This window comes from Pseudomonas sp. 14P_8.1_Bac3, from assembly GCF_025466085.1.
Taxonomy (GTDB): Bacteria; Pseudomonadota; Gammaproteobacteria; order Pseudomonadales; family Pseudomonadaceae; genus Aquipseudomonas.
On record NZ_JANLOD010000032.1, the window covers coordinates 35,612 to 60,232 of the forward strand.

Annotated in this window: 17 protein-coding genes; 11 read left to right on the top strand and 6 right to left on the bottom strand. The window is 60.6% G+C overall.

Translation table 11 applies throughout. The features are described 5' to 3' along the window. Nucleotides 1-4: 4 nt before the first annotated feature. The gene (gene mfd / locus NTD84_RS09570) at nt 5-3,454 is read right to left on the bottom strand and encodes a transcription-repair coupling factor (protein ID WP_262164901.1); all 3,450 of its coding nucleotides are present in this window, start codon (nt 3,452-3,454) and stop codon (nt 5-7) included. Between the two features lie 362 nt (nt 3,455-3,816). Here mfd and NTD84_RS09575 point away from each other — a divergent pair, with 362 nt between their 5' ends. The 4 genes from NTD84_RS09575 to NTD84_RS09590 all read left to right on the top strand — a co-directional run bounded on the left by NTD84_RS09575 (nt 3,817) and on the right by NTD84_RS09590 (nt 11,767). Then, on the top strand, nt 3,817-5,280 hold the full coding sequence (locus NTD84_RS09575) for a glyceraldehyde-3-phosphate dehydrogenase (protein ID WP_262164902.1): 1,464 nt from the start codon (nt 3,817-3,819) through the stop codon (nt 5,278-5,280). Between the two features lie 514 nt (nt 5,281-5,794). Continuing rightward, a complete protein-coding gene (locus tag NTD84_RS09580; RefSeq protein ID WP_262164903.1) occupies nt 5,795-7,000 on the top strand; it encodes a hypothetical protein in 1,206 nt (401 codons plus the stop codon). After that, complete coding sequence (locus NTD84_RS09585) at nt 6,997-8,241, top strand: hypothetical protein (RefSeq protein ID WP_262164904.1); 1,245 nt, start codon at nt 6,997-6,999, stop codon at nt 8,239-8,241. The genes NTD84_RS09580 and NTD84_RS09585 overlap by 4 nt, the downstream gene beginning before the upstream one ends. 1 nt (nt 8,242) lies before the next feature. Continuing rightward, nucleotides 8,243-11,767 carry an efflux transporter outer membrane subunit gene (locus tag NTD84_RS09590; RefSeq protein ID WP_262164905.1) on the top strand — a complete coding sequence of 1,175 codons (3,525 nt, stop codon included), beginning with the start codon at nt 8,243-8,245 and terminating at the stop codon, nt 11,765-11,767. Nucleotides 11,768-11,866: 99 nt separating this feature from the next. Here the strand turns inward: NTD84_RS09590 and NTD84_RS09595 are convergent, their stop codons facing one another. Further along, nucleotides 11,867-13,165 (bottom strand): MFS transporter, encoded by a 1,299-nt coding sequence (locus NTD84_RS09595; protein ID WP_262164906.1) that lies wholly within the window; start codon nt 13,163-13,165, stop codon nt 11,867-11,869. Nucleotides 13,166-13,527: 362 nt separating this feature from the next. Here NTD84_RS09595 and NTD84_RS09600 point away from each other — a divergent pair, with 362 nt between their 5' ends. Further along, a complete protein-coding gene (locus NTD84_RS09600) occupies nt 13,528-14,472 on the top strand; it encodes an FAD:protein FMN transferase (protein ID WP_410017339.1) in 945 nt (314 codons plus the stop codon). 207 nt (nt 14,473-14,679) lie between these two features. Next, nucleotides 14,680-16,074, top strand: coding sequence for a Si-specific NAD(P)(+) transhydrogenase (gene sthA, locus NTD84_RS09605; RefSeq protein ID WP_262164907.1), 1,395 nt, complete (start codon nt 14,680-14,682; stop codon nt 16,072-16,074). A gap of 42 nt (nt 16,075-16,116) precedes the next feature. Here sthA and NTD84_RS09610 read toward each other — a convergent pair whose 3' ends face one another. Together NTD84_RS09610 and NTD84_RS09615 are read right to left on the bottom strand one after the other, a co-directional pair. Further along, nucleotides 16,117-16,839, bottom strand: coding sequence for a glycerophosphodiester phosphodiesterase (locus tag NTD84_RS09610; protein WP_262164908.1), 723 nt, complete (start codon nt 16,837-16,839; stop codon nt 16,117-16,119). A 30-nt stretch (nt 16,840-16,869) separates the two neighbouring features. Further along, a complete protein-coding gene (locus tag NTD84_RS09615; protein ID WP_262164909.1) occupies nt 16,870-17,448 on the bottom strand; it encodes a PilZ domain-containing protein in 579 nt (192 codons plus the stop codon). A gap of 94 nt (nt 17,449-17,542) precedes the next feature. On the opposite strand from NTD84_RS09615, the gene NTD84_RS09620 reads away from it, so the two are divergent. The 3 genes from NTD84_RS09620 (at nt 17,543) to NTD84_RS09630 (ending at nt 20,794) form a co-directional block, all read left to right on the top strand. After that, the gene (locus NTD84_RS09620; protein ID WP_262164910.1) at nt 17,543-18,793 is read left to right on the top strand and encodes a lipoprotein-releasing ABC transporter permease subunit; all 1,251 of its coding nucleotides are present in this window, start codon (nt 17,543-17,545) and stop codon (nt 18,791-18,793) included. Between the two features lie 7 nt (nt 18,794-18,800). Further along, on the top strand, nt 18,801-19,484 hold the full coding sequence (gene lolD / locus NTD84_RS09625; protein ID WP_167362922.1) for a lipoprotein-releasing ABC transporter ATP-binding protein LolD: 684 nt from the start codon (nt 18,801-18,803) through the stop codon (nt 19,482-19,484). A 65-nt stretch (nt 19,485-19,549) separates the two neighbouring features. After that, complete coding sequence (locus tag NTD84_RS09630; RefSeq protein WP_262164911.1) at nt 19,550-20,794, top strand: lipoprotein-releasing ABC transporter permease subunit; 1,245 nt, start codon at nt 19,550-19,552, stop codon at nt 20,792-20,794. A gap of 127 nt (nt 20,795-20,921) precedes the next feature. Here NTD84_RS09630 and NTD84_RS09635 read toward each other — a convergent pair whose 3' ends face one another. Then, on the bottom strand, nt 20,922-22,271 hold the full coding sequence (locus NTD84_RS09635; RefSeq protein WP_262164912.1) for a heavy metal sensor histidine kinase: 1,350 nt from the start codon (nt 22,269-22,271) through the stop codon (nt 20,922-20,924). After that, the gene (locus NTD84_RS09640; protein ID WP_262164913.1) at nt 22,271-22,951 is read right to left on the bottom strand and encodes a heavy metal response regulator transcription factor; all 681 of its coding nucleotides are present in this window, start codon (nt 22,949-22,951) and stop codon (nt 22,271-22,273) included. Before NTD84_RS09640 ends, NTD84_RS09635 begins: the two co-directional genes overlap by 1 nt. 155 nt (nt 22,952-23,106) lie before the next feature. Here NTD84_RS09640 and NTD84_RS09645 point away from each other — a divergent pair, with 155 nt between their 5' ends. Further along, nucleotides 23,107-23,643, top strand: a complete 537-nt coding sequence (locus NTD84_RS09645; protein WP_262164914.1) for a cupredoxin family protein — start codon at nt 23,107-23,109, stop codon at nt 23,641-23,643. Nucleotides 23,644-23,704: 61 nt separating this feature from the next. Continuing rightward, a complete protein-coding gene (gene queF / locus NTD84_RS09650; protein ID WP_262164915.1) occupies nt 23,705-24,535 on the top strand; it encodes an NADPH-dependent 7-cyano-7-deazaguanine reductase QueF in 831 nt (276 codons plus the stop codon). The last annotated feature ends 86 nt before the right edge of the window (nt 24,536-24,621 follow it).

The window sequence follows — 24,621 nt, forward strand, 5'->3', positions numbered from 1 at the left end:
TCCTTCAAGCAGTTTTCGGAACGAGGCACTCAAGCAGTGCCTCTACAGTATTAAAGCGCTCTTCCGGGCGTTCCATCGGGACCATGAATTTAAACATCGTGGCCCCTTCGAATTTGTAACGTTTGGGTTGGCCCTGGATCAGTTTGATCAGCGTCAGCGGATCGACCGGCGTCTGCGCCGCGAACTCGATACGGCCGCCTTGCGGACCACCGTCGATTTTCTTGATGCCCAACAGCTCGGCCTGCAACTTCAGCGCGGTGATGCGCATCAGGTTTTTGGTCGGCTCCGGCAGCAGTCCAAAGCGGTCGATCATTTCCACTTGCAGGTCCTTGAGGCCTTCCTCATCGGTAGCCGAAGCGATGCGCTTGTACAGAATCAGGCGCGCATGCACATCCGGCAGGTAGTCTTCCGGAATCAATGCCGGCACTCGCAGGTTGACCTCGGGACCACCGCCCAACGGCTGGTCGAGGTTGGGTTGTTCGCCCTTGCGGATCGATTTCACCGCACGTTCGAGCATCTCCATGTAGAGCGTGAAACCGACGGCCTGGATCTGCCCGCTTTGACCGTCGCCCAGCAGTTCGCCGGCGCCGCGGATTTCCAGGTCGTTGGTGGCCAGCACGAAGCCCGCGCCGAGGTCCTGGGTGTTGGCGATCGCCTCCAGGCGTTTTTCCGCATCCGCGGTGATTTGCTGGCGTGGTGGCGTCAGCAGGTAGGCGTACGCCTGGTGGTGACTGCGACCGACCCGGCCGCGCAACTGGTGCAGTTGCGCCAGGCCGAACTTGTCCGCGCGCTCGATGATGATGGTGTTGGCGCTTGGTACGTCGATGCCGGTCTCGATGATGGTCGAGGCGATCAGCACGTTGAAGCGCTTGTGGTAGAAGTCGCTCATCACCTGTTCGAGTTCGCGTTCGCGCATCTGCCCGTGACCGATGCCGATCCGTGCTTCCGGCACCAGTTCGGCGAGGTCGGCGGCGCATTTCTCGATGGTCTTGACGTCGTTGTGCAGGTAGTAGACCTGACCGCCACGCAGCAGCTCACGGAGCAGGGCCTCTTTGACCGTGCTCTTGTTCTGCTCCATGACGAAGGTCCGCACCGACAGGCGACGTGCCGGCGGCGTGGCGATGATCGACAGGTCGCGCATGCCCGACACCGCCATGTTCAGCGTGCGCGGAATCGGCGTGGCGGTGAGCGTAAGGATGTCGACTTCGCTGCGAAGCGCCTTCAGTTGTTCTTTCTGGCGCACCCCGAAACGGTGCTCTTCGTCGATGATCACCAGTCCGAGGTTTTTGATCTTGACGTCGTCTTGCAGCAGTTTGTGCGTGCCGATGACGATGTCGATCTTGCCTTCGGCGAGGTCTGCCACCGCCGCGTTGACTTCCTTGGTCGACTTGAAGCGGCTCATCACTTCAACGGTCACCGGCCAGTCGGCGAAGCGGTCGCGGAAACTGTTGTAGTGCTGCTGGGCGAGCAGGGTGGTCGGCACCAGAATCGCAACTTGGCGACCGCCATGAACGGCGATGAAGGCGGCACGCATCGCCACTTCGGTCTTGCCGAAGCCGACGTCGCCGCAGACCAGCCGGTCCATCGGTTTCGGCGCGAGCATGTCGGCGCGGACGGCTTCGATGGTGGTTTGCTGGTCCGGGGTTTCTTCGAACGGGAAGCCGGCACTGAACGTCGCGTAGTCAGCTTTCGGATCTTCAAAGGCATACCCTTCGCGCGCGGCGCGGCGGGCATAGATGTCGAGCAATTCGGCCGCCACGTCGCGCACCTGTTCGGCGGCTTTGCGTTTGGCTTTCTGCCAGGTTTCCGAGCCGAGGCGATGCAGCGGCGCCAAGGCATCGTCGCTGCCGGTGTAACGGGCGATCAGGTGCAGGTTGGCCACTGGCACGTACAGCTTGGCGCCTTCGGCGTATTGCAGGGTCAGGAACTCGGCGGCCTGGTCGTCGATTTCCAGGGTTGCGAGTCCCAGGTAGCGACCGACACCGTGATCGATGTGCACCACCGGCGCACCTTCGCGCAGCTCGGTGAGATTCTTGATGACTGCATCGTTGTTGGCATCGGCGCGTTTTTCGCGGCGCCGGCGCTGCATCACCCGCTGACCGAACAACGGGCTTTCGGCAACCAGCGCCAGGGCCGGATCATCGAGCACCAGGCCTTCGTCGAGCGGCGCGATGGTAATCGCCAGGCGCTCCTTGCTCGCGACGAAGTCCGGCCAGCTGTCGACGGTTTTCGGTCGCAGCTTCAAGCGTTCCAGCAATTCCAGCAACACTTCGCGACGGCCTGCGGACTCGGCGGTAAACAGCACGCGACCGGGAAAGTCATCGAGGAAACCGGCCAGCGCTGCCAACGGTTGGGTGGCCTTGGCTTCGATAGCGAGATCGGGCAGTGCCCGAGCGGGGAAGCGTTCGCGACCAACGCCGGTTTCAACGTCTTGCTGACTGGCCACCACGCGCGGCCAGTTTTTCAGGCGGGCGAAGCAGTCTTCCACCGGCAGGAACAGTTCGGCGGGCGGCAATAAAGGACGGGAAGGGTCAACGCGGCGCTCTTCATAACGATTGCGCACATCGTTCCAGAAGTTTTCTGCGGCTTGCTCGATGCCTGGCAGGGAAAACACTTGCGTGTCCTGGGGCAGGTAGTCGAAGAGCGTGGACGTTTCGTCGAAAAACAGCGGCAGGTAGTACTCGATGCCCGCCGGGGTAATCCCGCTGCTCAGGTCCTGGAAGATCGGGCAGCGACGGAAGTCGACATCGAAGCGCTCACGGAAGCGTGCCTTGAAACGAGTGACCGCATCCTTTTGCAGCGGAAACTCTCTCGCCGGCAGCAGGCGAACGGTGTCCACCTTGTCGATGGAGCGCTGGTTTTCCGGGTCGAAGGTCCGCAGCGTTTCGATTTCGTCGTCGAACAGGTCAATCCGGAACGGCAGTTTGCTGCCCATCGGGAACAGATCGATCAGCGAGCCGCGGACGGTGAATTCGCCGTGCTCGTAGACCGTGTCGACGTAGCGATAGCCACTGGCCTCGAGCCGAGTGCGCATTTGCTCGACATCGAGCTTCTGGCCGACGTCCAGGACCAGGCTGCTGCCGAGCAGGAATTTGGTCGGCGCCAGGCGGTGCAGGGCCGTGGTGATCGGCACCACCAGCACGCCATGACTCAACTCCGGCAATCGATACAAGGCCGCGATGCGCTGGGAAATGATGTCCTGGTGCGGCGAGAACAGATCGTAGGGCAGCGTTTCCCAGTCCGGGAAATGCAGCACCGGCAAATCCGGAGCGAAGAAACTCAGCTCCTGTTCCAGCCGTTCGGCACTTTGGCTGTCGGCAGTCAGCAGCAGGGTAAAGCGCTTGGCAGCGCTGGCAGCCTCGGCGATGGCCAGGCTCAGGGCGGCACCGGGCAGGTTGCCCCAATGCTGTTTACCTGCCGCGGCAGGGAGAAGCGGTAGACGCAGAACGGGCACGGAAGGTTGAGCTCCAAGCGTTGCGACAAAGTCGGTAATTGTAGCGGCCCCGGGTGCCGCCTGTCAGTTGCAGACTGCGTCTATTACGCAGGTTTGCGAAATGTAGTGGTAAAGACAAAATCCGCCGGTTTTTGCCTGAAAATGACCGATTATGTAGTGGCAAAACGACTGAGTGTTACGGAGGGTTACGGACAAGATAGCGATGTCTCCAAAAAAATGACTGCGCTGAAAGCCACGGTTTTACTGGGCTTCAACGGTGTGTGATTTTTTTGCAGGGAAATTTGTTACCGATCGCACGACAGGCGCGCATTGCTACGAGAGGCACACGGCGGCATAATGTAGCCCCTTTTTTCTGCCCCTACATGTGGAAGGTTCCCGTGACTCAGAAGCCCGACCAGTGTCTTGGTGAATGGATCGACCGTGAAGCACTCGCAGAAGCGATGATTCCGCTTATTGGTCAGCTCTACCGCAATAACAACGTGGTGAGCTCGATCTATGGCCGCAGCCTGATCAACCAGTCTGTCATCGCGATTCTCAAAGCCCACCGCTTTGCTCGCCACCGCTCCACCGACGACAGCGAACTCTCCGTCCACGAAACATTCCCGCTGCTTAAAGCCATGAGCGAGCTCAAGCTCGGCGCAGCTTCGGTAGATTTGGGCAAGTTGGCGTTCAAATTCCGTAACGAAGGCAAGGGCCGCACTGCCGAGCAGTTCGTCCGGGAAGAAATGGCTGACGTGGTTGGCCAGCAAAACGTTTCCGCCCGTAAAGGCACCGACGTCGTGCTGTACGGCTTCGGTCGTATCGGTCGTCTGCTGGCACGTATCCTGATCGAAAAAACCGGTGGCGGCGACGGTCTGCGCCTGCGTGCCATCGTGGTGCGCAAAGGCGCCGAAAACGACCTGACCAAACGCGCCAGCCTGCTGCGCCGCGATTCGGTTCATGGTTCGTTCAACGGCACCATCACCATTGATGAAGAAAACAACACCATCACCGCCAACGGCAACCTGATCCAGGTTATCTACGCGAAAAACCCGACTGAAGTGGATTACACCCAGTATGGTATCAAAGACGCGCTGCTGGTGGACAACACCGGCGTATGGCGTGACGCCGACGGCCTGGGCCAGCACCTGGCCTGCCCGGGTATCGACCGCGTTGTTCTGACCGCGCCTGGCAAAGGCAAGCTGAAGAACATCGTTCACGGCATCAACCACGGCGAAATCACTGCTGAAGACAAGATCGTTTCCGCCGCTTCCTGCACCACCAATGCCATCGTGCCGGTGCTGAAAGCGGTCAACGACAAGTTCGGCATCGTCAACGGTCACGTTGAAACGGTTCACTCGTACACCAACGACCAGAACCTGATCGACAACTTCCACAAAGGCGATCGCCGTGGCCGTAGCGCCGCATTGAACATGGTAATCACCGAGACCGGTGCGGCCACCGCAGCTGCCAAGGCCTTGCCTGAGCTGGCCGGCAAGCTGACCGGCAACGCGATCCGCGTTCCGACGCCAAACGTGTCGATGGCCATTCTCAACCTGAACCTCGAGAAAGCCGCCACTCGCGAAGAAATGAACGATTACCTGCGTTACATGGCGCTGCACTCCGATCTGCATAAGCAAATCGACTACGTCAATTCGCAGGAAGTGGTTTCCACCGACTTCGTGGGCTCGCGCCACGCAGGCGTAGTGGACGCGGAAGCGACCATCACCCAAGACAACCGCGTTGTTCTGTACGTTTGGTACGACAACGAATTCGGTTACAGCTGCCAGGTGGTTCGCGTGATGGAAGACATGGCCGGTGTAAACCCGCCAGCTTTCCCGCGCTAAGCGTTTAGCCGCACTTGAAACGCCCCGACTTAGCTCGGGGTGTTTTTTTTGGGGTTTCCTTATATCGTTTTTATCTTGTCGATTAACCATTAAGAATTATTGAAATTCTGATACAAAGTTCAATGCGCCATTAAATAAAAAACATTCATTAAAAATAAGCGGTTGCCCGTTAGTACTGTGGAAATAACTAAAGCGGATCCAATTCAGCGTGCGTTACATATTTGGCGTCATTTAATTGTTGGGTTCGAATGCTTGACACTCCAAAGCGCTGAACCTAGTGTCGGCAATAACATCGCCCGCTCTGCCAAGGGCGCCCGGCACCGCGCTGTTCAGCAACTCTCCAAAAAGACAGGAATCTCATTCCTGCTCACATCACAATAAATCCAGACAAACAGCGTCGGCTTAGTTGCCGTCCAGAAAACTCATTCGCATTGCTCACCCTGCCAATAGTGTTTCGTGGTCATGGCCTTCTGTCGCCTGACTTTACGCGGTTGGTCTATCGGGAGAGCTGAACATGGCTGAAGAACGCTCAAGGCTATTGTCGTTGTTACCCCGTCTGGTGGGTTTGGGAGTTCTCGGATTTATCATCTGGCTGCTGTTGTCGACGCTGTTGATGCCCTTGGTGTCGGCCTCTGCCACGCGGGCAATTTTGAACGCGCCAGTCATTCTGCTGACGACACCGATTGACGGCGTGGTGAGTGCGCTGGACGTCAAGCCGGGCGCGACGTTTGTCCAGGGCCAGAAGATCGCCGTGGTGGAAAATCCGCGAGCGAATCAGGAAACCTTGCTGACGTTGCAAACGCGACGTCTCACCCTTGAACAACAGCTGTCTTCTTCGGCCAGCCAGGCCGAGCATGACCAGCAGTATTACGAGGCGCTGGAAAAAACCAGCCAGCAGTATCAAACCGCGTTTCATACCCGCCAGCTCTTCACCCAAAAAGCCCTGAAAGCCGAAAGCAGTGCGGCGAGTGCGCGGCTGATGGATGCTCAGGAAACCGTCGAGCGCAATCTCGAATTGTTTGTGCAAGGGGCGGTGAGCGGCGCGGTGGTCGCTTCATCCAAAGCCCAACTGGCGTCCTTGCAAGGTGCGGCGGAATCGGTGCGCTCGCAATTGCGGATCAATGACGGCGATGTCAGTGCCGCCAATCAACAGGTGTACCTCGATCCTGATCAACTGCGCATGTTCGACCTCACGGCGCAAATGACCACGCTGAAACTCAGCCTGGAGAATCAGGCGCGCAATCGGGCGACCTATCAACAGGAACTCGACAACCTCAACCAATTGATTGCGACCGAACAGAACCGGGTCAAGTTGATGGCCGGTTACGACGTCGTGGCCTATTCACCCGGCACCGTGCAAGAACTGCTGGCGCCACAGGGTACGCTGGTGCAGGCGGGATCGACCTTGCTGCGTGCCACCGATTGCGGGCAAAGCTATGTGATCGCGGTGTTTCCCGAGCGCATGGCCAGCAAATTTGACCGCGACAGCGTGCTGACCGTGAAAATCCGCGGCCTCGCTGAACCGCTCAAGGCCAGTGTGGTGCAGCTGTTGTCCAGCGCTTCGGACATTCGCGCCAACACCTACAGCGTGCCTTTTCCGTATGCCGAGCAAAATTCGGTGTACGTGGTCGGCACGTTTGCTGCTGACCTCACCGAGAGCCAGCGCGCCATGACCTGCAATCCGGGATTGTGGGCCAGCGCCGAGGTGTCGCGACCATGAAGGGCATTTTGCGGGGAATCGTCAGCGTGATCCTGATCGGCAGCGGAGCATCGGCACTGGCCACGCAAGCCCGGCCGCAACTGATGGCGGGCACGTGCGCGGCACTGGATCGGGCGGTGACCTCGCAGTCGGCGGGTCCGGTACTGGTGGCCAGTTATCCTCCGTTGAATGGACAACCCGCACCCATCCTGGCTCTGCGCGGTGTGGCGTTCACTTACGACAATGCGTTGGCCAGCATCGCGTTGTTTGCCTGTGGCAAAGCCGAATCGGCGCGGCGGATCGCCGATGCGTTGGTGTTCGCGACCCGGCACGACCCCGAATATCAGGACGGCCGGTTGCGTAACGCCTACGCCGCCGGCCCGGTGGGTATGCCTTCGATGAAGTTGCCTGGTTACTGGAGCACCGAGCGCAACGCCTGGAACCAGGATGCGTATCAGGTCAGCAGCGCCACCGGCAATCAGGCGTGGGCGGCATTGGCCCTGCTGGAGGCTTTTCGCCAAAGCGGCGAGGAGTCCTACCTGGAGGCCGCCAGAAAAGTCCTGCACTGGTCGCAGGCAAACACCTTCGACGGTCAATCGCCGGCGGGTTTCAGTGGTGGCTACTACGGCTACTTCTCCAAACAGGTCCAACAGAACTGGAAGTCCACGGAGCATAACGTTGACCTGGCCGCGGCGTGGTCGGCACTCGATGCAGTGGCGCCGGATGCGGGCTCGGCGCAACAGGCACGGATTGCCCGGCAATTCGTCTCCAGCCAGTGGGACGCCGGGGAAGGTCGGTTTCTGATTGGCACCGGCGCCGATGGTCAGACCTCCGACCGCGTGCGTTCAGGACTGGACGCGCAGATCTGGCCGCTGATCGCCTTGCAGGATCCGCCCAAGGACTGGCGGCGCGTCTTCGCATTTATTGATCAGGCGCATCGGGCCGGTGATGGATACGGTTTCAATCGCGATCCCGACGGCTTATGGACCGAAGGCACGGCGCAAGCGGCCGCCGTCGCGCAATTGAATGGCCTGAGTGACAAGGCGCAGCCGCTGTGGAGCGTGTTGCTCGCCCAGGAGGCGGGCGATGGCTGGCTGTTTGCGACACCGGCGGCGCGCATCAGTACCGGACTGGCCATCGGTCCGGACTCCGTCACCAACGATTTCTTTTATTACCACCTGCCTCACTTGGGCGCCACGGCGTGGGCGGCGATTGCGGCCACGGGCGTCAATCCCTTTACCGGTTCGATGGAGGCTGACTGACATGCAGGCACTGGACTCGATGCAACTGCTGCAAATCAACTTCTGGACGCTGGCGCTGGTGATCCTGTTCACCTGCCTGACGCACCGGGACCAATGGGCTGCGCGAGCGGGGTTTGGCGCCGTCACCGCACTGTTGCTGGTCAATTACGCGGCGTGGCGGATTCGCGACACCCTGCCCGACGGTCACTCCGGGTTTGCCACGGTCTGGGCCTACACTTTTTTGTTTTTCGAAATGCTGGCGATCGGTTACACGCTGTTTTCCATTGTCGTCATGCTCTGTCGTTCGGATCACAGCAAAGACGCTGATGCGGGAGAGCGCCGGTTGCGCGCGCAAGGCTCAACGGCGCCCGCGGTGGACATATTCATCGCCACTTACAACGAAGGCCTGGAGATCCTCGAGAAAACCATTATCGCTGCCCAGGCTATCGACTACCCCAACTTCACTATCTGGGTACTCGACGACACACGCCGTGACTGGTTGCGCGATTACTGTGCCGAGGTCGGCGTGCAATATGCGCGGCGCCCGGACAATTCACACGCCAAGGCCGGCAACCTGAACAACGGCTTGCGTCAATCGGCGGCCGGCAGCAATGCGCCATACATCCTGGTGCTCGACGCCGACTTCGCTCCGCAGCAGCCGATCCTGATGCGCACCCTGGGTTTGTTCGACGACCCGAAAGTCGGCCTGGTGCAGACGCCGCAGTTCTATTACAACCCTGATCCGATCCAGCATAACCTGGGCACGTCGGACTGCTGGGTGGATGAGCAGCGGGTGTTCTTCGATGTATTTCAACCGGCGAAGGATGGCTGGGATGCGGCATTTTGCGTGGGCACGTCCTTCGTGGTGCGGCGCGATTTGATCGATGAAATCGGCGGTTTTCCTACAGGTTCAGTCTGCGAAGACATCTACACCACGTATCGATTGCTGCAGAAAGGCTACGTCACCCGCTGGCTGAACGAGCGGCTGTCGATCGGCTTGTCAGCCGAGGGACTGACCGAATACATCAACCAGCGCGGCCGCTGGTGTCTCGGCACCATTCAGGTGGCGCTGCTCAAGGACGGGCCTTTGCGGGGCGGCGGTTACACGCTCAATGACCGGTTGCACTACATTCACGGGCTGATGCACTGGTTTTCTAAGCCGTTCATTTTGATGATGCTGGTATCACCGGTGCTGTATTGGTACTTCGGCATTGCTGGGTTCTACGCCAATCCGGTGGATTTCCTCGCGTTTGGCATGCCGGCGCTGATTGCGTTCTGGGGCTACGGCACCTGGGTCACCGATCGGCGCACCTTGCCGATTTTCACCGAGGTTACGCAGATCGTTGCCTCGCTCGCCGTCACGGCCACCATCGCCAGCGCGATGATTCGTCCCTTCGGGCGACCGTTCAAAGTCACCGCGAAGGGATTGGACCGGACGAAAACCATGGTGCACTGGAAGCTGTTCGGGTTCTTTTTCGCCTTGACGGTGTTTTCGCAGTTCGGTGCTTACATCGCCATCAGCTCGGCTGCTGCATTCGACGGCAATATGCTGTTCAACCTGTGCTGGACGGTGGTGGCGCTGGTCTACAACCTGGCGACCCTGGTGGCCTGTGTCGATCGTCCACGGCTGCATGGCGAAGAACGTTTTCCGTTCGACAAAGCCAGCGGTTTGCGCTTCGGCGGCAAGGTCCTGCCCGGTCGCCTGCTGGATATTTCCCTCAGCGGTGCATCGTTTCACTGCGCTTTCGCGTCTTCGATCAAACCGGGCCTGTGTGGCGAGATGTGGATCGACAAGCTGGGCTGGCTTGAGGTCGAGGTCATGCGCAATCACGACGAAAATCGCCTGGGCCTGAGGTTTGCCGAACTCGATGAGGCGCTGCGGCGACGTTTGATCGCGCGGCTGTTCAGTGACGCGACGATAAACGTCGTCAGCAAGGCCGACCCGGCGCTGGCGTTCGGCACCTTGCTGCGTCGTTCTTTGATCGGTGAGAAACGCACGACGCCGCGTTTGCCAGCAGCGATCAAGTCAGCGTCCTACGTGCCCCGGCATCGTTGGCGGCCAGTCAGCGTGCGTTCGCGGAAACACGCCTTGCCGCACCTCAGTGTGGGCCGCTCTGGCCTGTGGTCATTGCTCTTCATGTCGTTGCTGTTGATCGGTGGCTGTTCGCTGGAGCCGACCTACGAGAAACCTGACGCACCCATCGACCAGCAATGGCCGGCCAACACGGCTGGCGAGTGCTGCGTCGGCAAGCAGGCGTTCGACAAGGATTGGCGGGGCTTTGTGGTCGATGACCGACTGCGCCAGTTGATCGAAATGGCCTTGGCCAACAACCGTAGCCTGCGCCAGTTCGCGGCCAGCGTCGAAGAGGCGCGAGCCGGGTACGACAGCGCGCGGTCGGGGCTTTTTCCTACGATTGGTATCGACACCTATGCCGGACGCAGCAAGCTGCCGCCGTTGGTGCGCACGCCGAACGGTGGCGACAGCGCCGGCAGCATCGCCAACACGTTTCAGGCAACCGGCGGGTTCACGTCCTACGAGCTGGATCTGTTTGGTCGCATCCGCAGCCAGCGCAACGCTGCCGGGGCACGCTTCGAGGCGTCCGAGGCGGATTATCAAACCGCGCGGCTGGCGCTCATCGGCGAAGTGGCCAGCACTTGGTTGAGCCTCAAGGCCAATCAGCATTTGCTTGATCTCGCGCAGAACACTTACCAATCCCAGGACCGTTACGGCCAGTTGCTGCGCAAGAGTTTCAACCTGGGCTCCAGCGCTCGGATCGACGTACACCAGGCGGATGCGCAAACCAACACCGCGGCGGTGCAGGTCAACACCTATCGCATGCAAGTGGCGCAAAACAGCAACGCATTGCGGGTGCTGGTGGGGCAACCAGTGCCGGTGAATCTGCTGCCGACCGGCGCACTGGGTGAGCAGATGGCGACGCTGGATGTGCCCGCCGGGTTGCCGTCGTCGCTGGTGGAGCGCCGACCCGACATCATGTCCGCCGAAGCGCAGTTGCGCGCAGCCAATGCCGATATCGGCGCTGCTCGCACGGCGTATTTCCCGACGTTTTCCCTGACCTCGGCGCTGGGTAGCCTGACCGGCGACTTTTCCCGGCTGCTCAGTGGCCCGGCGGAATTCTGGTCGGTGGCGCTGGCGGGGACGTTGCCTTTGATTGACGGCGGTGCACGGCGGGCGCAGGTGGATGCCAGTCATGCGCGGTTTGACGGGCAAGCCGCAGCGTATGAAGCCACTGTGCAGAACGCGTTTCGCGAGGCGGCCGATGCGTTGAATGCACGGCAGGAAATGCTGACGCAGGTGGCGTATCAGAAGAAGCTGGTGGGGGATTATCAGGAGGCGTATCGGCAGTCGCGGTTGCGCTTCGAGGCGGGTCTGGACAGTTACTTTTCCACCATGGATGCGCAGCGGTCGTTGTTTGATGCGCAGCAGAAATGGGCGCAGTTGGAGCTGGCGCGGGAGATCAATCAGGTGACGTTGTACAAGGCGTTGGGTGGCGGGTGGAGTGGGGCGTTGAAGGTGGCGGAGCGATGAATTCCTGGTGTTTTTGAGGGCCTCTTCGCGGGAAAGCCCGCTCTCACAGGGTAATGTGCCGGATCCTGTGGGAGCGGGCTTGCCCGCGAAGGCGATCTATCAGGCGCCGCCCGCCACCGCTGCCTGCGCCGTCCGCAGTTCATGCTTGTTGCCACGGAACAGCACCAGCGTCGCAATCAACCCCAGCACGGCTGCGCCGCTGAGCCAGATCCCCGGCGCTGCCTTGTTGTCCAGCACATGAATCAGGTAGGTGCACGCGGCTGGCGTGAACCCGCCAAAGGTTGCGGTCGCCAGGCTGTAGGCCAATGAGAACCCGGTCGTACGAACTTCCACCGGCATGATCTCGGTCAGCGCCACGACCATGGCACCGTTGTACGAGCCATACAGGAACGACAACCACAGTTCGACAATCAGCAAATGACTGAAGCTTGGGTTCGCCACCAGCCACGACAGGGCCGGGTAGGCGGTGAGGATCGCCAGAATGGTCGCCGCCAGCAGCAGGGGTTTTCGTCCGATCTTGTCAGACACGGCGCCCATCACCGGCAGCCAGAAGAAGTTCGACAGGCCGATGCATACCGTCACCAGCAAGGCATCCAGATCAGACAGGTGCAGTTCGGCTTTACCGAAGGTCGGGGTGTAGGCGGTGATCAGGTAGAACGACACTGTGGTCATCACCACCAGGGCCATGCCCGCAATGACGATGCCAAAGTTCTGACCGATCGAACGGACGATTTCCCGCAGGGTAGGGCGGTGTTTCCGTGCCTGGAACTCGGGCGTTTCTTCCAGCGAGCGACGAATCACGAAGATCACCGGCACGATCATGCAACCGATCAGGAACGGCACGCGCCAGCCCCAGTCGCCCATCTGTTCCGGGCTGAGCCAGTGGTTCAGGCCGACCCCGAGCAAACCGGCAAACACCACCGCCGCTTGCTGGCTGGCGGACTGCCAGCTGACAAAGAAGCCTTTGCGGCCCGGTGTGGAGATTTCCGCGAGGTACACCGACACACCGCCCAGTTCCACGCCGGCGGAGAAACCTTGCAGCAGTCGACCGAACAGCACGATCAGCGGCGCGGCGACACCCAGGGTGGCGTAACCCGGCACGCAGGCAATCAATACCGTACCGGCCGCCATCATCGCCAGGGTAATGATCAAGCCTTTGCGGCGACCATGACGGTCAATGTAGGCACCGAGGAAAATGGCACCCAGCGGACGCATGAGGAAACCGGCACCGAAGGTGGCCAGCGAGAGCATCAGGGACGCGAAAGCGCTGTCGGCAGGGAAGAAGGTTTTGGCAATGGCCGTGGCGTAAAAGCCGTAGACCATGAAGTCGAACATCTCGAGGAAATTGCCGCTGACAACGCGAAAAATCGCTTTGCCTTTGCCCGTATTCGAGGACATGTGAACATACTCACTATTAGCTGTCTGGTCGGAAGTCCTTGATTTAGACGCGTCCTCGCCGCCGCCCAGCAGGGCAGACTCCCTTGGCGAGCATAGTTGTAACAGTATGTGTATGGGCATGGTTAGGCAACAATTAGTTAGGTTGCGGCTTAAACGATATAGCCATTAGGCAACGTGGATTGGGAGCCGGAGTGAATTACCGCGGTCGGACGTCGAAATTCAGCCTGCGGGGTGATGCATAATGGCGAGCCTTGGCGTTGTGTCAGAGGATTCTTCAGGGGACGCAGGATTTGTTGAAATGGCGGCTGTGCGGTTTAGTGATCCTGATCGCCACGTTATCCGGCTGCGGCAACGGCGACGCCATGGAAGGTTTCGGCGGCCCGACCATGGGCAGCACCTATTCGATCAAATACCTGCGCCACCCCGGTCTTCCCGCCCCGGCAGACGTCCGCGTCGAGGTCGAAAAGATCCTCGCTGAAGTCGACCGGCAAATGTCGACCTACCGCAGCGATTCGGACATCGAACGTTTCAACGACCTGCCCGCCAATCGGTGTCAGACAATGCCGGCACCGGTCCTTGAATTGGTTCGCTTCGGCGAGCAACTGTCAGAACAAAGCGAAGGCTCCTACGACCTCACGGTAGAGCCGCTGCTCAATCTCTGGGGATTTGGCCCGCAGGCCCGCGAGGAAAAAGTCCCGACCGACCAAGCCTTGGCCGAGGCACGGCAGCGCGTGGGTTATCAACACCTGCGCATCGAAGGCGATCAGCTGTGCAAGGACGCCGCCGTCGAGGTCGATTTCAACAGCATCGCGGCGGGTTACGCGGTCGACAGGATCGCTGCCAGACTCGAAGCCATGGGCATCCACAACTATCTGGCCGAAGCCACCGGTGAACTCAAGGCTGCGGGCAGGAAGCTCGATGGCTCGCCCTGGCATATCGCCCTCGAAGAGCCTCGGGACGACCAGCAAGTGGCGCAGCGGATCATCGCGGTGGACGGCTTCGGCGTATCGACGTCTGGCGACTACCGTAACTATTTCGAGCAGGGAGGGCGGCGTTATTCCCACACCTTTGATGCCCGCAGCGGTGCGCCGGTCTCACATGCGCTGGCGTCCGTCACGGTGATTCATCCTTCAGCGTTGATGGCCGATGGCTTATCGACGCTGTTGCTGATTCTTGGCCCGGAGCGGGGCTGGGACTACGCCGAAACTCACAACATCGGTGCATTCTTTGTGATTCGTGCCGATACAGGTTTCGTCACGCGAACCAATCAGGCGTTTGAGCGCCTCAGTGGCGGCAAAACCGAATGATTGCGGCGATTTGCGCATTGAAGACTGGCGTTGTAGTGCAGGCAAAACTAGCCTACGACGCGACCAAGGGTTAATGTGCGCGGCGTTGACGCTTCTATAGACTGTGTCCGGGTTCTGTACTGGCCCCAAATTGTTCCTTCACGCCGCAGATCGGCGTGATTTAGCCGCAGGTGCCGAGGGCGCCGCGGCCTGTTCTGAGGAGTACGCATGGCTGTCTACAACTACGACGTGGTGGTGTTGGGTTCCGGCCCGGCGGGAGAAGGCGCGGCAATGAACGCCGCCAAAGCAGGGCGCAAGGTGGCAATGGTCGACAGCCGTCGCCAGGTCGGCGGCAACTGCACCCACTTGGGCACCATCCCGTCCAAGGCACTGCGTCACTCGGTCCGGCAGATCATGCAGTTCAACACCAACCCGATGTTCCGGGCGATTGGTGAGCCACGCTGGTTCTCGTTCCCGGACGTGCTGAAAAGCGCCGAGAAAGTCATTTCCAAACAAGTCGCTTCGCGCACCGGCTACTACGCCCGTAACCGTGTCGACGTGTTCTTCGGCACCGGCAGCTTCGCCGACGAGCAAACCATCGAAGTGGTCTGCGCCAACGGCGTGGTCGAAAAACTGGTGGCCAAGCACATCATCATCGCCACCGGCTCGCGTCCTTATCGCCCGGCGGACATCGATTTCCATCACCCGCGTATCTACGATAGCGACACCATCCTCAGCCTCGGCCACACCCCGCGCAAACTCATCGTTTACGGCGCCGGGGTGATCGGTTGCGAATACGCCTCGATCTTCAGCGGCCTGGGCGTGCTGGTCGAACTGGTGGACAACCGCGGTCAGTTGTTGAGCTTCCTCGACTCGGAAATTTCCCAGGCCCTGAGCTACCACTTCAGCAACAACAACATCACTGTTCGCCACAACGAAGACTACGACCGCGTTGAAGGCGTCGACAACGGCGTGATCCTGCACCTCAAGTCCGGCAAGAAAATCAAGGCCGACGCCTTGCTCTGGTGCAACGGCCGCACCGGCAATACCGATCAGCTGGGTCTGGAAAACATCGGCGTCAAGGTCAACAGCCGCGGCCAGATCGAAGTCGACGAGGCTTACCGCACCGGCATCCAGAATATCTACGGCGCCGGCGACGTGATCGGCTGGCCGAGCCTGGCCAGTGCCGCCCACGACCAGGGCCGTTCGGCCGCTGGCAGCATTGTCGACAACGGTAGCTGGCGCTTCGTGAATGACGTGCCGACCGGCATCTACACCATCCCGGAGATCAGCTCGATCGGCAAGAACGAGCAGGAGCTGACCCAGGCCAAAGTGCCGTACGAAGTGGGCAAGGCGTTCTTCAAGAGCATGGCCCGTGCACAGATCGCCGGCGAGCCCCAGGGCATGCTGAAGATCCTGTTCCACCGCGAGACGTTGGAAGTGCTGGGCGTGCACTGCTTCGGTTATCAGGCGTCGGAGATCGTGCACATCGGCCAGGCGATCATGAACCAGCCGGGCGAGTTGAACACGTTGAAATACTTCGTCAACACGACGTTCAACTACCCGACCATGGCCGAAGCCTATCGGGTCGCGGCGTACGACGGCCTCAACCGGCTTTTTTGAGCGGCTCCGGCCGGTGGCCTGAGCCGGCCGGGGAGACCGATTTCAGCAATTCTCGAGGGTGGCGCTGGCCAAACCGGGAAAGTCTGTAATCAGGCTGTCAACGCCGAAGTCGGCGAGTCTGCGCATCAGCGCGGGCTCGTTGACTGTCCACACCGACACATGCAGCCCCTGGCGCTGCGCCTTCTGCAGGCGTTCCGGCGTACACAGGGTCCAGTTCAGCGCCAGGATCTCACAGCCATAGCTTTGCGCGACCTTCAACGGGTCCAGCCAGGCGTACTCGGCCACCAGTCCGCGGGACACGTCCGGCACCAGGTCCAGCGCGGCTTTCAATACTTCCCGTGAACTCGAGGTGATCGTCACCTTTTCGAGCAGGCCGAAACGCTGGGCCATCTCGCGAATCGCCAGCACCGTGGTCGCGGCGCGGGTGCGTGATGCGCTTTTGACTTCCAGCTGCCAGTGCTCGAAGTCGCATTTCTCGAACAATTCTTCCAGGGTCGGAATCGGGCACGGCTTGATCCAGCCCGGGCCGCCCTTGCGCGCGTCGTAGGTCACCAGTTCGGCCGCGGTGTGCTCGACGACTTTGCCGCGCCGGTCGGTGGTGCGCTTGAGCGTCGGGTCGTGGATGACCATCAGCTCGTTATCCTTCGACAGGTGCAAGTCCAGTTCGCAACGGCGCACGCCGTGCTTGAGGCATTCCTGAAAGCTGGTCAGGGTGTTTTCCGGTGCTTCGCCCTTGGCGCCGCGATGGCCGTAGATGAGGGTCACGGTTCTTCCTTAATTAAATGCCTGAGACAGTTAAATGCCTGATTCTTGTTCGCGGGCCAGGCGTCGTTCCTGGGCCTGCTTCTGCAAAATGTAGCGGGCCAGCAGTTGGCGCTGGGCATCGGTCGGGCGTTCGAACTCGGTGCCGACGTCGTAGCCGTCGCCCTTGCGGTCGCAATGGGTGACCCGCGCTCGCAGCAACAGGCCCAGGGCTTGCGGCATCAACACCAGTTTCACCGACAGGTGCGCGCCCGTGGCGATTGGGGTCGGGTGCTGGAAGTCGACGCCGCCCTCGGAGATGATCACTGGCTGCGGCTCGCCGATCTGCCCGAGCACGGTGATGGCGATCACCTGACTGAGCAGATCGATGCGTTTGTTCTGGGATTTCAGGAACGCCGCGAGGTTCCGGTCGCGCTCGCTGATCTGGCGCAGCAGGTGCTGCGACTCGAATTCGCTCAGGTGCAGCTCGCTGAGCAGGTTGAAGAGCGGGGAAGCATCCTGCAACACTTCCTGGCCTGCGGCTTCGGGAGCGGACAGGGGCCGAATTTCCAGTGCGATCGAATCCTCGATACGGTAGTATTCGCGGCGATCTTCTTCATCTAATGTCGACATGGCGAACCCATGGTAGCGGCGGTGGTCTGAGTGTAAAGCTGGTTATCGACCCCCGCCACAAGGACGTTCCTTTTCCCTCCGAACAAGCCCCGACATGTTCAGACCTCTCTTCGTATTTATTGGCACGCGTTACACCCGTGCAAAGCGTCGCAATCATTTTGTGTCGTTCATTTCCCTGACTTCAATGATCGGACTCGCCCTCGGCGTGATCGTGATGATCGTCGTGCTGTCGGTCATGAACGGCTTCGATCATGAGATGCGCACCCGCGTGCTGGGCATGGTGCCCCACGCGACCATCGAGTCCGGCGAGCCGATCAGCGACTGGCCAAGCCTGGCCGCCAAGGTCAAGCAGAATCCGCAAGTGACGGCGGTTGCGCCGTTCACCCAGATGCAGGGTTTGCTGACCAACAACGGCAAGGTTTCCAAGGTGCTGCTCAATGCCATCGACCCGGCGCTGGAGCGGCAGGTGTCGATCATCGACAAGTTCATGCTGCAGGGCAAACTCGACGACCTGGCCCCCGGCAGTTTCGGCATCGTCATCGGCGACAAGGCGGCCGCCAAGCTCGGTGCGGCCATCGGCGACAAGCTGACGTTCGTCGCGCCGGAGGTCACCGTGACCCCCGCCGGGATGTTCCCGCGCATGAAGCGCTTCACCGTGGTCGGCATTTTCCATGTCGGCGCCGGCGAGATCGACGGCTACCTGGGCGTCACCAACCTGCAGGATCTGGCCCGGCTGCACCGCTGGAAACCGGATCAGGTGCAGGGCATCCGCCTGAAGTTCGACGACCTGTTCCAGGCGCCACGCACCGCGTGGAACATCGCCCAGCAGCTCGGCGAAGACCACTACTACGCCCGCGACTGGACCCGCACCCACGGCAACCTGTATCAGGCGATCCGCATGGAAAAAGCCATGATCGGCCTGTTGTTGCTGCTGATCGTGGCCGTCGCTGCGTTCAACATCATTTCCACGCTGGTGATGGTGGTGAACGACAAGAAGGGCGACATCGCGATTCTGCGTACCCTCGGCGCCACGCCGCGTTCGATCATGGCGATCTTCATGGTGCAGGGCACCGTCATCGGTGTGGTCGGTACGCTGATCGGCGCCGTGGTCGGCATTTTCGCCGCGCTGAATGTCAGCGCCGCGATCTCGGCGCTCGAAGGCCTGATCGGCCACAAATTCCTCAACGCCGACGTGTACTTCATCGATTACCTGCCGTCGCAAGTGCAGAGCCAGGATGTGTTGATGGTCTGCGCCGCCGCGTTGGTCCTGAGTTTCCTCGCCACCCTGTATCCAGCCTGGCGTGCCGCGCGCACCCAGCCTGCGGAGGCGCTACGTTATGAGTGAGTCGGGTATGAGTGATAAAGCAATCTTGAGCTGCCGCAACCTGGGCAAATCCTACGAGGAAGGCCCGGAGTCGGTGGAGGTGCTGGCCGGTCTGCAGCTGGAGCTGCATCCGGGTGAGCGCGTGGCGATTGTCGGCACCTCGGGTTCGGGCAAGAGTACCTTGCTCAACCTGTTGGGCGGCCTCGATACGCCGACCAAGGGCAGTGTCTGGCTCGACGGCGAAGAGCTGTCGGCACTGAGCGAGAAAAATCGTGGCCTGCTGCGTAACCGTTCTCTCGGGTTCGTGTACCAGTTCCACCATTTGCTGCCGGAATTCACTGCGCTGGAAAACGTCTGCATGCCGCTGCTGATCGGCAAGACCGCGATCCCGGAAGCACGGCAGCGCGCGACGGCGTTGCTGGAGCGGGTAGGGCTGGGTCATCGCCTCGAACACAAACCGGCCGAATTGTCCGGGGGCGAGCGTCAGCGTGTGGCCATCGCCCGCGCGCTGGTGAACAAGCCGGGCCTGGTGATGCTCGACGAGCCGACGGGTAACCTCGACTCTCATACCGCCCAGGGCATTCAGGATTTGATGCTGGAACTCAGCACCTCGATGCGCACGGCGTTCCTGGTGGTGACCCACGATATGAACCTGGCTCGCCAGATGGATCGCGTCCTGCATTTGCAGGAAGGTTGCCTGACGCCCATCTGATTGACCGAAACCCGGCGTGCTGAACAGTGCGTCGGGTCTTTTATTTTTATACGGTGCCCCAGCGAATGTTCAGACCGTTATCGATCTTTATCGGCACGCGCTATACCCGCGCCAAGCGCCGCAATCGCTTTGTTTCCTTCATCTCGATGACCTCGATGATCGGCCTCGCCCTGGGCGTGCTGGCGATGATCGTGGTGTTGTCGGTAATGAACGGCTTCCAGCGTGAAATGAGCTCGCGCATTCTTGGCATGGTGCCCCACGCGACTATCGTCGGCGTCAACCCGATCGACGATTGGCAGCCGGTGGCGGCCGCCGCGATGAAGAATCCCGAAGTGACTGCCGCCGTGCCGTTTACCGAAATGGAAGGCATGCTCTCCTATAAAGGCACGATGCAGCCGATCCAGGTCAGCGGCGTCGACCCGGCGCTGGAAGGCAAGGTGTCGATCGTGGCCCAGCACATCGTTCAGGGTCGTCTCGATGATTTGAAACCGGGCGAGTTCGGCGTGGTGATCGGTGAGATTACCGCGCGGCGTTTCCGCTTGAACGTCGGCGACAAAATTACCCTGATCGTCCCGGAAGTCAGCAACGCGCCAGGTGGGATCACCCCGCGCATGCAGCGCTTGAACGTGGTTGGCGTGTTCAAGGTGGGCGCTGAACTCGATGGTTCGATGGCCCTGATCCACGTTGCCGATGCCGCGCAGATGCAGCATTGGGAGCCGAATCAGGTGCAGAGTGTGCGCCTGGCGGTGAAGGATCTGTACGCGGCGCCGCAGGTTTCCAGCGACATCGCCGGTGGCCTGGGTACGGCGTACAAGGCGGACGACTGGACCCACACCCAGGGCAGTCTGTTCAGTGCGATGAAGATGGAAAAAACCATGATCGGCCTGCTGTTGCTGATGATCGTCGCGGTGGCAGCGTTCAACATCATCGCCACGCTGATCATGGTGGTGAACGACAAGGGCGCGGACATCGCAATCCTGCGCACCATCGGCGCCACGCCTCGGCAGATCATGGCGATCTTCATGGTCCAGGGCACGGTGATCGGCGTGGTCGGCACCCTGATCGGTGGCGTGCTGGGCGTGATTGCGGCGTTGAACGTCAGTGAACTGGTGGGCTGGCTGGAGCGCGTGAGCGGGCAGCACATCTTCAGTTCCGACGTTTATTTCGTCAGCAACTTGCCTTCGGAACTGCAGGGTGGGGATGTGTTGTTGATCTGCTCGGCGGGGTTTGTGTTGAGCTTTTTGGCGACCGTCTATCCGGCCTGGCGAGCGGCGAAGATCGAGCCGGCTCACGCGTTGCGCTATTCGTAAGGCGATCTACCGCTTTCGCGAGCCAGCCCGCTCCCACATTTGACTGAGCCGATTCACGTATTGGTGAACGACTCAGGGCCCATGTGGGAGCGAGCCTGCTCGCGATATAGGGCCAGTCCTGCTGGCCTCAATCCCCCTTCGGCAACTCAATCACAAACCGCGTCCACCCGCCCTCCGACTCACAGCGAATCTGCCCGCCATGGGCTCGAACAATCGACTGGGTAATCGCCAAGCCCAACCCCGCATGTTCGCTGCTACCTTCCTGCCGCGCCGGATCTGCCCGATAAAACCGGTCGAACAGACGCGGCAATAACGTCTCGTCGATCCCTTCGCCGCTGTTCTCAATTGTCACGCTCAAACCTTTTACCTGATCGACAATGCGTATCCGAACCTGACCCTCGATCGGCGTAAACCGCAACGCGTTGTCCAGCAAATTGGATAGTGCCCGCCGCAACATGCTGCGGTCGCCCTCGATGCGCGCGCTGCCTTCGCGGCTCAACGTCACCCGCGCGTCCTCGGCCAGTGGCGAAAAAAACTCCAGCAACACGTCCGCTTCTTCCGCCAGTTCCAGCGGTTCACGGGTAGGCGTCAGCAAACCATGGTCGGCTTTGGCCAGGTACAACATGTCGTTGACCAGTTGCGCCATCCATTGCAGTTCTTCGAGGTTGCTGTGCAGCGCTTCGCGGTAGTCCTCAAGGGCGCGAGGGCGGGTGAGGGTGACCTGGGTGTGGGTCAGCAGGTTCGACAGCGGCGTGCGCAGCTCATGGGCAATGTCGGCGGAGAACGCCGAGAGCCGCTGAAAAGAGTCGTCAAGGCGTCCGAGCATGGCGTTGAAGTGGTAGGCCATTTCCGCAAGTTCCGGCGGCATGCGCTCCTCGGGCAAGCGCGCGTTGAGTGATTGTGCGGAGACACCACGGGCGACCGCACTCATTCGGCGCAACGGTCGCAGCCCGCTGCGCGCCGCCCAGGCACCGAGCAGCGCGGTGGCCAGGGCAGACAAGCCGACGGTGAGCCAGATCAAGCGCTGCATGCGTTGCAAAAAGTGTTGGTGATGAGTGATGTCCAGCAGCAGCGTCAGTTGCGGCGAATCCGCTTTGTCGACGAACAGTGGCGCATTCAACACGCGGTAGTCGGTGCCGTTGTCATTGATGGTCGATAAACCCGGTTGCTGCGGGAGCTTGTCGGGCACCAGCGCCGAGCTGTCGTACCAGCGTTGACCATCGTTTCCGCTGATCCGCAGGGACAAATCGGCCTGTCGGCTCAATTCGTCCGCCAGTTTGACTTCGCTGTCACGCGACTGGAGGTCGTGCAGCGCCCGGCGCAAGCCAATCAGCTTGCCGTCCAGCAGTTGCTGATCCAGTTCGACAAAATGCGCCTCGCTGGCGCGACTGAACAGCACGCCGGCGAACAGCGAAACCACAGCGGTGCAGGCGGCAAACAGCAGCGCCAGGCGGCTGCTCAGGGACAGTCGGTGCATCAGGCAGGGCGCTCTTCAAGGACATAACCCATACCGCGCACGGTGTGGATCAGCTTGTTCGGGAACTCGTCATCGATTTTCAGCCGTAGACGGCGGATCGCGACTTCGATGACATTGGTGTCGCTGTCGAAATTCATGTCCCAGACCTGGGATGCAATCAACGACTTGGGCAGCACTTCGCCCTGACGGCGCAGGAGCATTTCCAGAAGGGCGAATTCCTTGGCCGTCAGGTCGATGCGCTGACCGTTACGTTCGACGCGGCAGCGGATCAGATCCAGGCGCAGGTCCGCCAGTTGCAGGCTGGTTTCCTGAGGCGCAGCACTGCCACGGCGTAACAGGCTGCGAACCCGGGCCAGCAGTTCGGAGAAGGCGAATGGCTTGACCAGGTAGTCGTCGGCACCAAGTTCGAGGCCGTGGACCCTGTCCTCCACGGCGTCCCGTGCCGTCAGAAAAAGTACCGGTGTGTCGAGGCCCGCGCTGCGCACGGCTTGCAGAATCTGCCAGCCGTCACGGCCGGGCAGCATCACGTCGAGAATCAGCAACGCGTAGTCACCGCTCAGGGCCAATTGCTGGCCGGTGCCGCCGTCGGCCACCAGATCGGTATTGAACCCCGCTTCGGCCAGGCCCTGGCGCAGATAATGGCCGGTTTTCGGTTGGTCTTCGACGATCAGCAGTTTCATGGGCAACTCGAGGCAAGTGGAACGAACGCTTTATACCGTGGGCAGGATCGGTACAGGCCAACCTGACAAAGTTGTAATCTGCTCGTCAGGTTACAGGCAGTGGCGGCAGTTTAGAGTTTTCCCCAGGCTGAACCTTATCTTGTTGGAGTACGACTATGTTTTTGCGCAAACCTCTGGTGCTGGCCGCGTGTTTGTTGGCGTTGAGTTCGCCGGTATGGGCATCCCCGGCACACACCTTCGACTTTGGTCAACCGGCTCCGGCCGCCAAGGCTGACCGCAGCGTCGAGGTGGTGATGAGTGACATGTCGTTCGCTCCGAAGGCCATCGACATCAAGGCCGGTGAGACCATTCGCTTTGTGCTGGTGAATAAAGGCCAGTTACTGCATGAATTCAACCTTGGCAATGCGGCGATGCATGCCAGGCATCAGCAGGAAATGCTGAAGATGCAGCAAAGCGGCATGCTTACGCCTACAGGCATGAAGGAAATGGACCACGCTGCAATGCCCGGCATGGACCACGCCTCTTCAGGGCAGGGGATGAAGCATGACGACCCGAATAGTGTGCTGGTCGAGCCGGGTAAAACCGCGGAACTGACCTGGACCTTCACCCAGGCGACCAGCCTGGAATTCGCCTGCAATATTCCTGGCCACTATCAGGCGGGGATGGTCGGCACGCTGACTGTCAGTCAGTAAGCACTCTAAGGCGGGAGCAAAGGCTGGTAGAATCGGCTGATTCTTCAGTCAGGTTTCCGCCATGCATCCCGCAGCCGAACACTCGCCGCTGGGCAAATCCAGCGAATACATCGCCACGTACACGCCGTCCTTGCTGTTCCCGATCCCGCGCACCGCCAAGTGGGCCGAGTTGGGGCTGACGGCGCAAACCCTGCCGTACAAGGGCGTGGATTTCTGGAACTGCTTCGAACTGTCATGGCTGTTGCCGTCCGGCAAACCCGTGGTAGCGATCGGCGAATTCAGCATCCCGGCGGACTCGCCGAACATCATCGAATCCAAGTCGTTCAAGCTGTACCTGAACTCCCTGAACCAGACACCGTTCGCCGATACCGCCAGCCTGGAAGCAACGCTGGTGAAAGACCTGTCCGCCGCGGCCGGCAAGCCGGTCGGCGTGCGGATTCGCAGCCTGCGCGATGTTGAAGCCGAAGGCGTCGTGGCGTTGCCGGGCGTGTGCATCGACGATCTGGACATCAGCGTCAGTAACTACGAACACCCACGCCCGGAGCTGCTGCGTTGTGATGATTCGCGCATTGTCGAAGAGCGCGTGCACAGCCATTTGCTCAAATCCAACTGCCCGGTGACCAGTCAGCCGGATTGGGGCAGCGTGGCGGTGGAGTATCGCGGGGCAGCGCTGGACCACGCGAGTTTGCTTGAGTACATCGTGAGCTTCCGTCAGCATTCGGACTTCCATGAGCAGTGCGTGGAGCGGATCTTCCTCGACCTGCAACGCTTGCTGAAACCCGAGAAATTGACGGTGTACGCACGGTATGTGCGCCGGGGCGGTCTGGATATCAATCCGTATCGCAGCACCGAAGCCGTCCAGTTGCCAAACCATCGTCTGGTCCGCCAGTAACAATCCCCGTAGGAGCGAGCTTGCTCGCGATGGACTCAAGCGCGCCGCGTTTTCCCAGCGGACCCGCGTTATCGTTAACGCCCATC

Coding starts and splice junctions, on each gene's coding strand:
- NTD84_RS09575 (WP_262164902.1), top strand. CDS start 3,817: ATGTGGAAGGTTCCCGTGACTCAGAAGCCCGACCAGTGTCTTGGTGAA.
- NTD84_RS09580 (WP_262164903.1), top strand. CDS start 5,795: ATGGCTGAAGAACGCTCAAGGCTATTGTCGTTGTTACCCCGTCTGGTG.
- NTD84_RS09585 (WP_262164904.1), top strand. CDS start 6,997: ATGAAGGGCATTTTGCGGGGAATCGTCAGCGTGATCCTGATCGGCAGC.
- NTD84_RS09590 (WP_262164905.1), top strand. CDS start 8,243: ATGCAGGCACTGGACTCGATGCAACTGCTGCAAATCAACTTCTGGACG.
- NTD84_RS09595 (WP_262164906.1), bottom strand. CDS start 13,165: ATGTCCTCGAATACGGGCAAAGGCAAAGCGATTTTTCGCGTTGTCAGC.
- NTD84_RS09600 (WP_410017339.1), top strand. CDS start 13,528: ATGGAAGGTTTCGGCGGCCCGACCATGGGCAGCACCTATTCGATCAAA.
- sthA (WP_262164907.1), top strand. CDS start 14,680: ATGGCTGTCTACAACTACGACGTGGTGGTGTTGGGTTCCGGCCCGGCG.
- NTD84_RS09615 (WP_262164909.1), bottom strand. CDS start 17,448: ATGTCGACATTAGATGAAGAAGATCGCCGCGAATACTACCGTATCGAG.
- NTD84_RS09620 (WP_262164910.1), top strand. CDS start 17,543: ATGTTCAGACCTCTCTTCGTATTTATTGGCACGCGTTACACCCGTGCA.
- lolD (WP_167362922.1), top strand. CDS start 18,801: ATGAGTGATAAAGCAATCTTGAGCTGCCGCAACCTGGGCAAATCCTAC.
- NTD84_RS09630 (WP_262164911.1), top strand. CDS start 19,550: ATGTTCAGACCGTTATCGATCTTTATCGGCACGCGCTATACCCGCGCC.
- NTD84_RS09635 (WP_262164912.1), bottom strand. CDS start 22,271: ATGCACCGACTGTCCCTGAGCAGCCGCCTGGCGCTGCTGTTTGCCGCC.
- NTD84_RS09640 (WP_262164913.1), bottom strand. CDS start 22,951: ATGAAACTGCTGATCGTCGAAGACCAACCGAAAACCGGCCATTATCTG.
- NTD84_RS09645 (WP_262164914.1), top strand. CDS start 23,107: ATGTTTTTGCGCAAACCTCTGGTGCTGGCCGCGTGTTTGTTGGCGTTG.
- queF (WP_262164915.1), top strand. CDS start 23,705: ATGCATCCCGCAGCCGAACACTCGCCGCTGGGCAAATCCAGCGAATAC.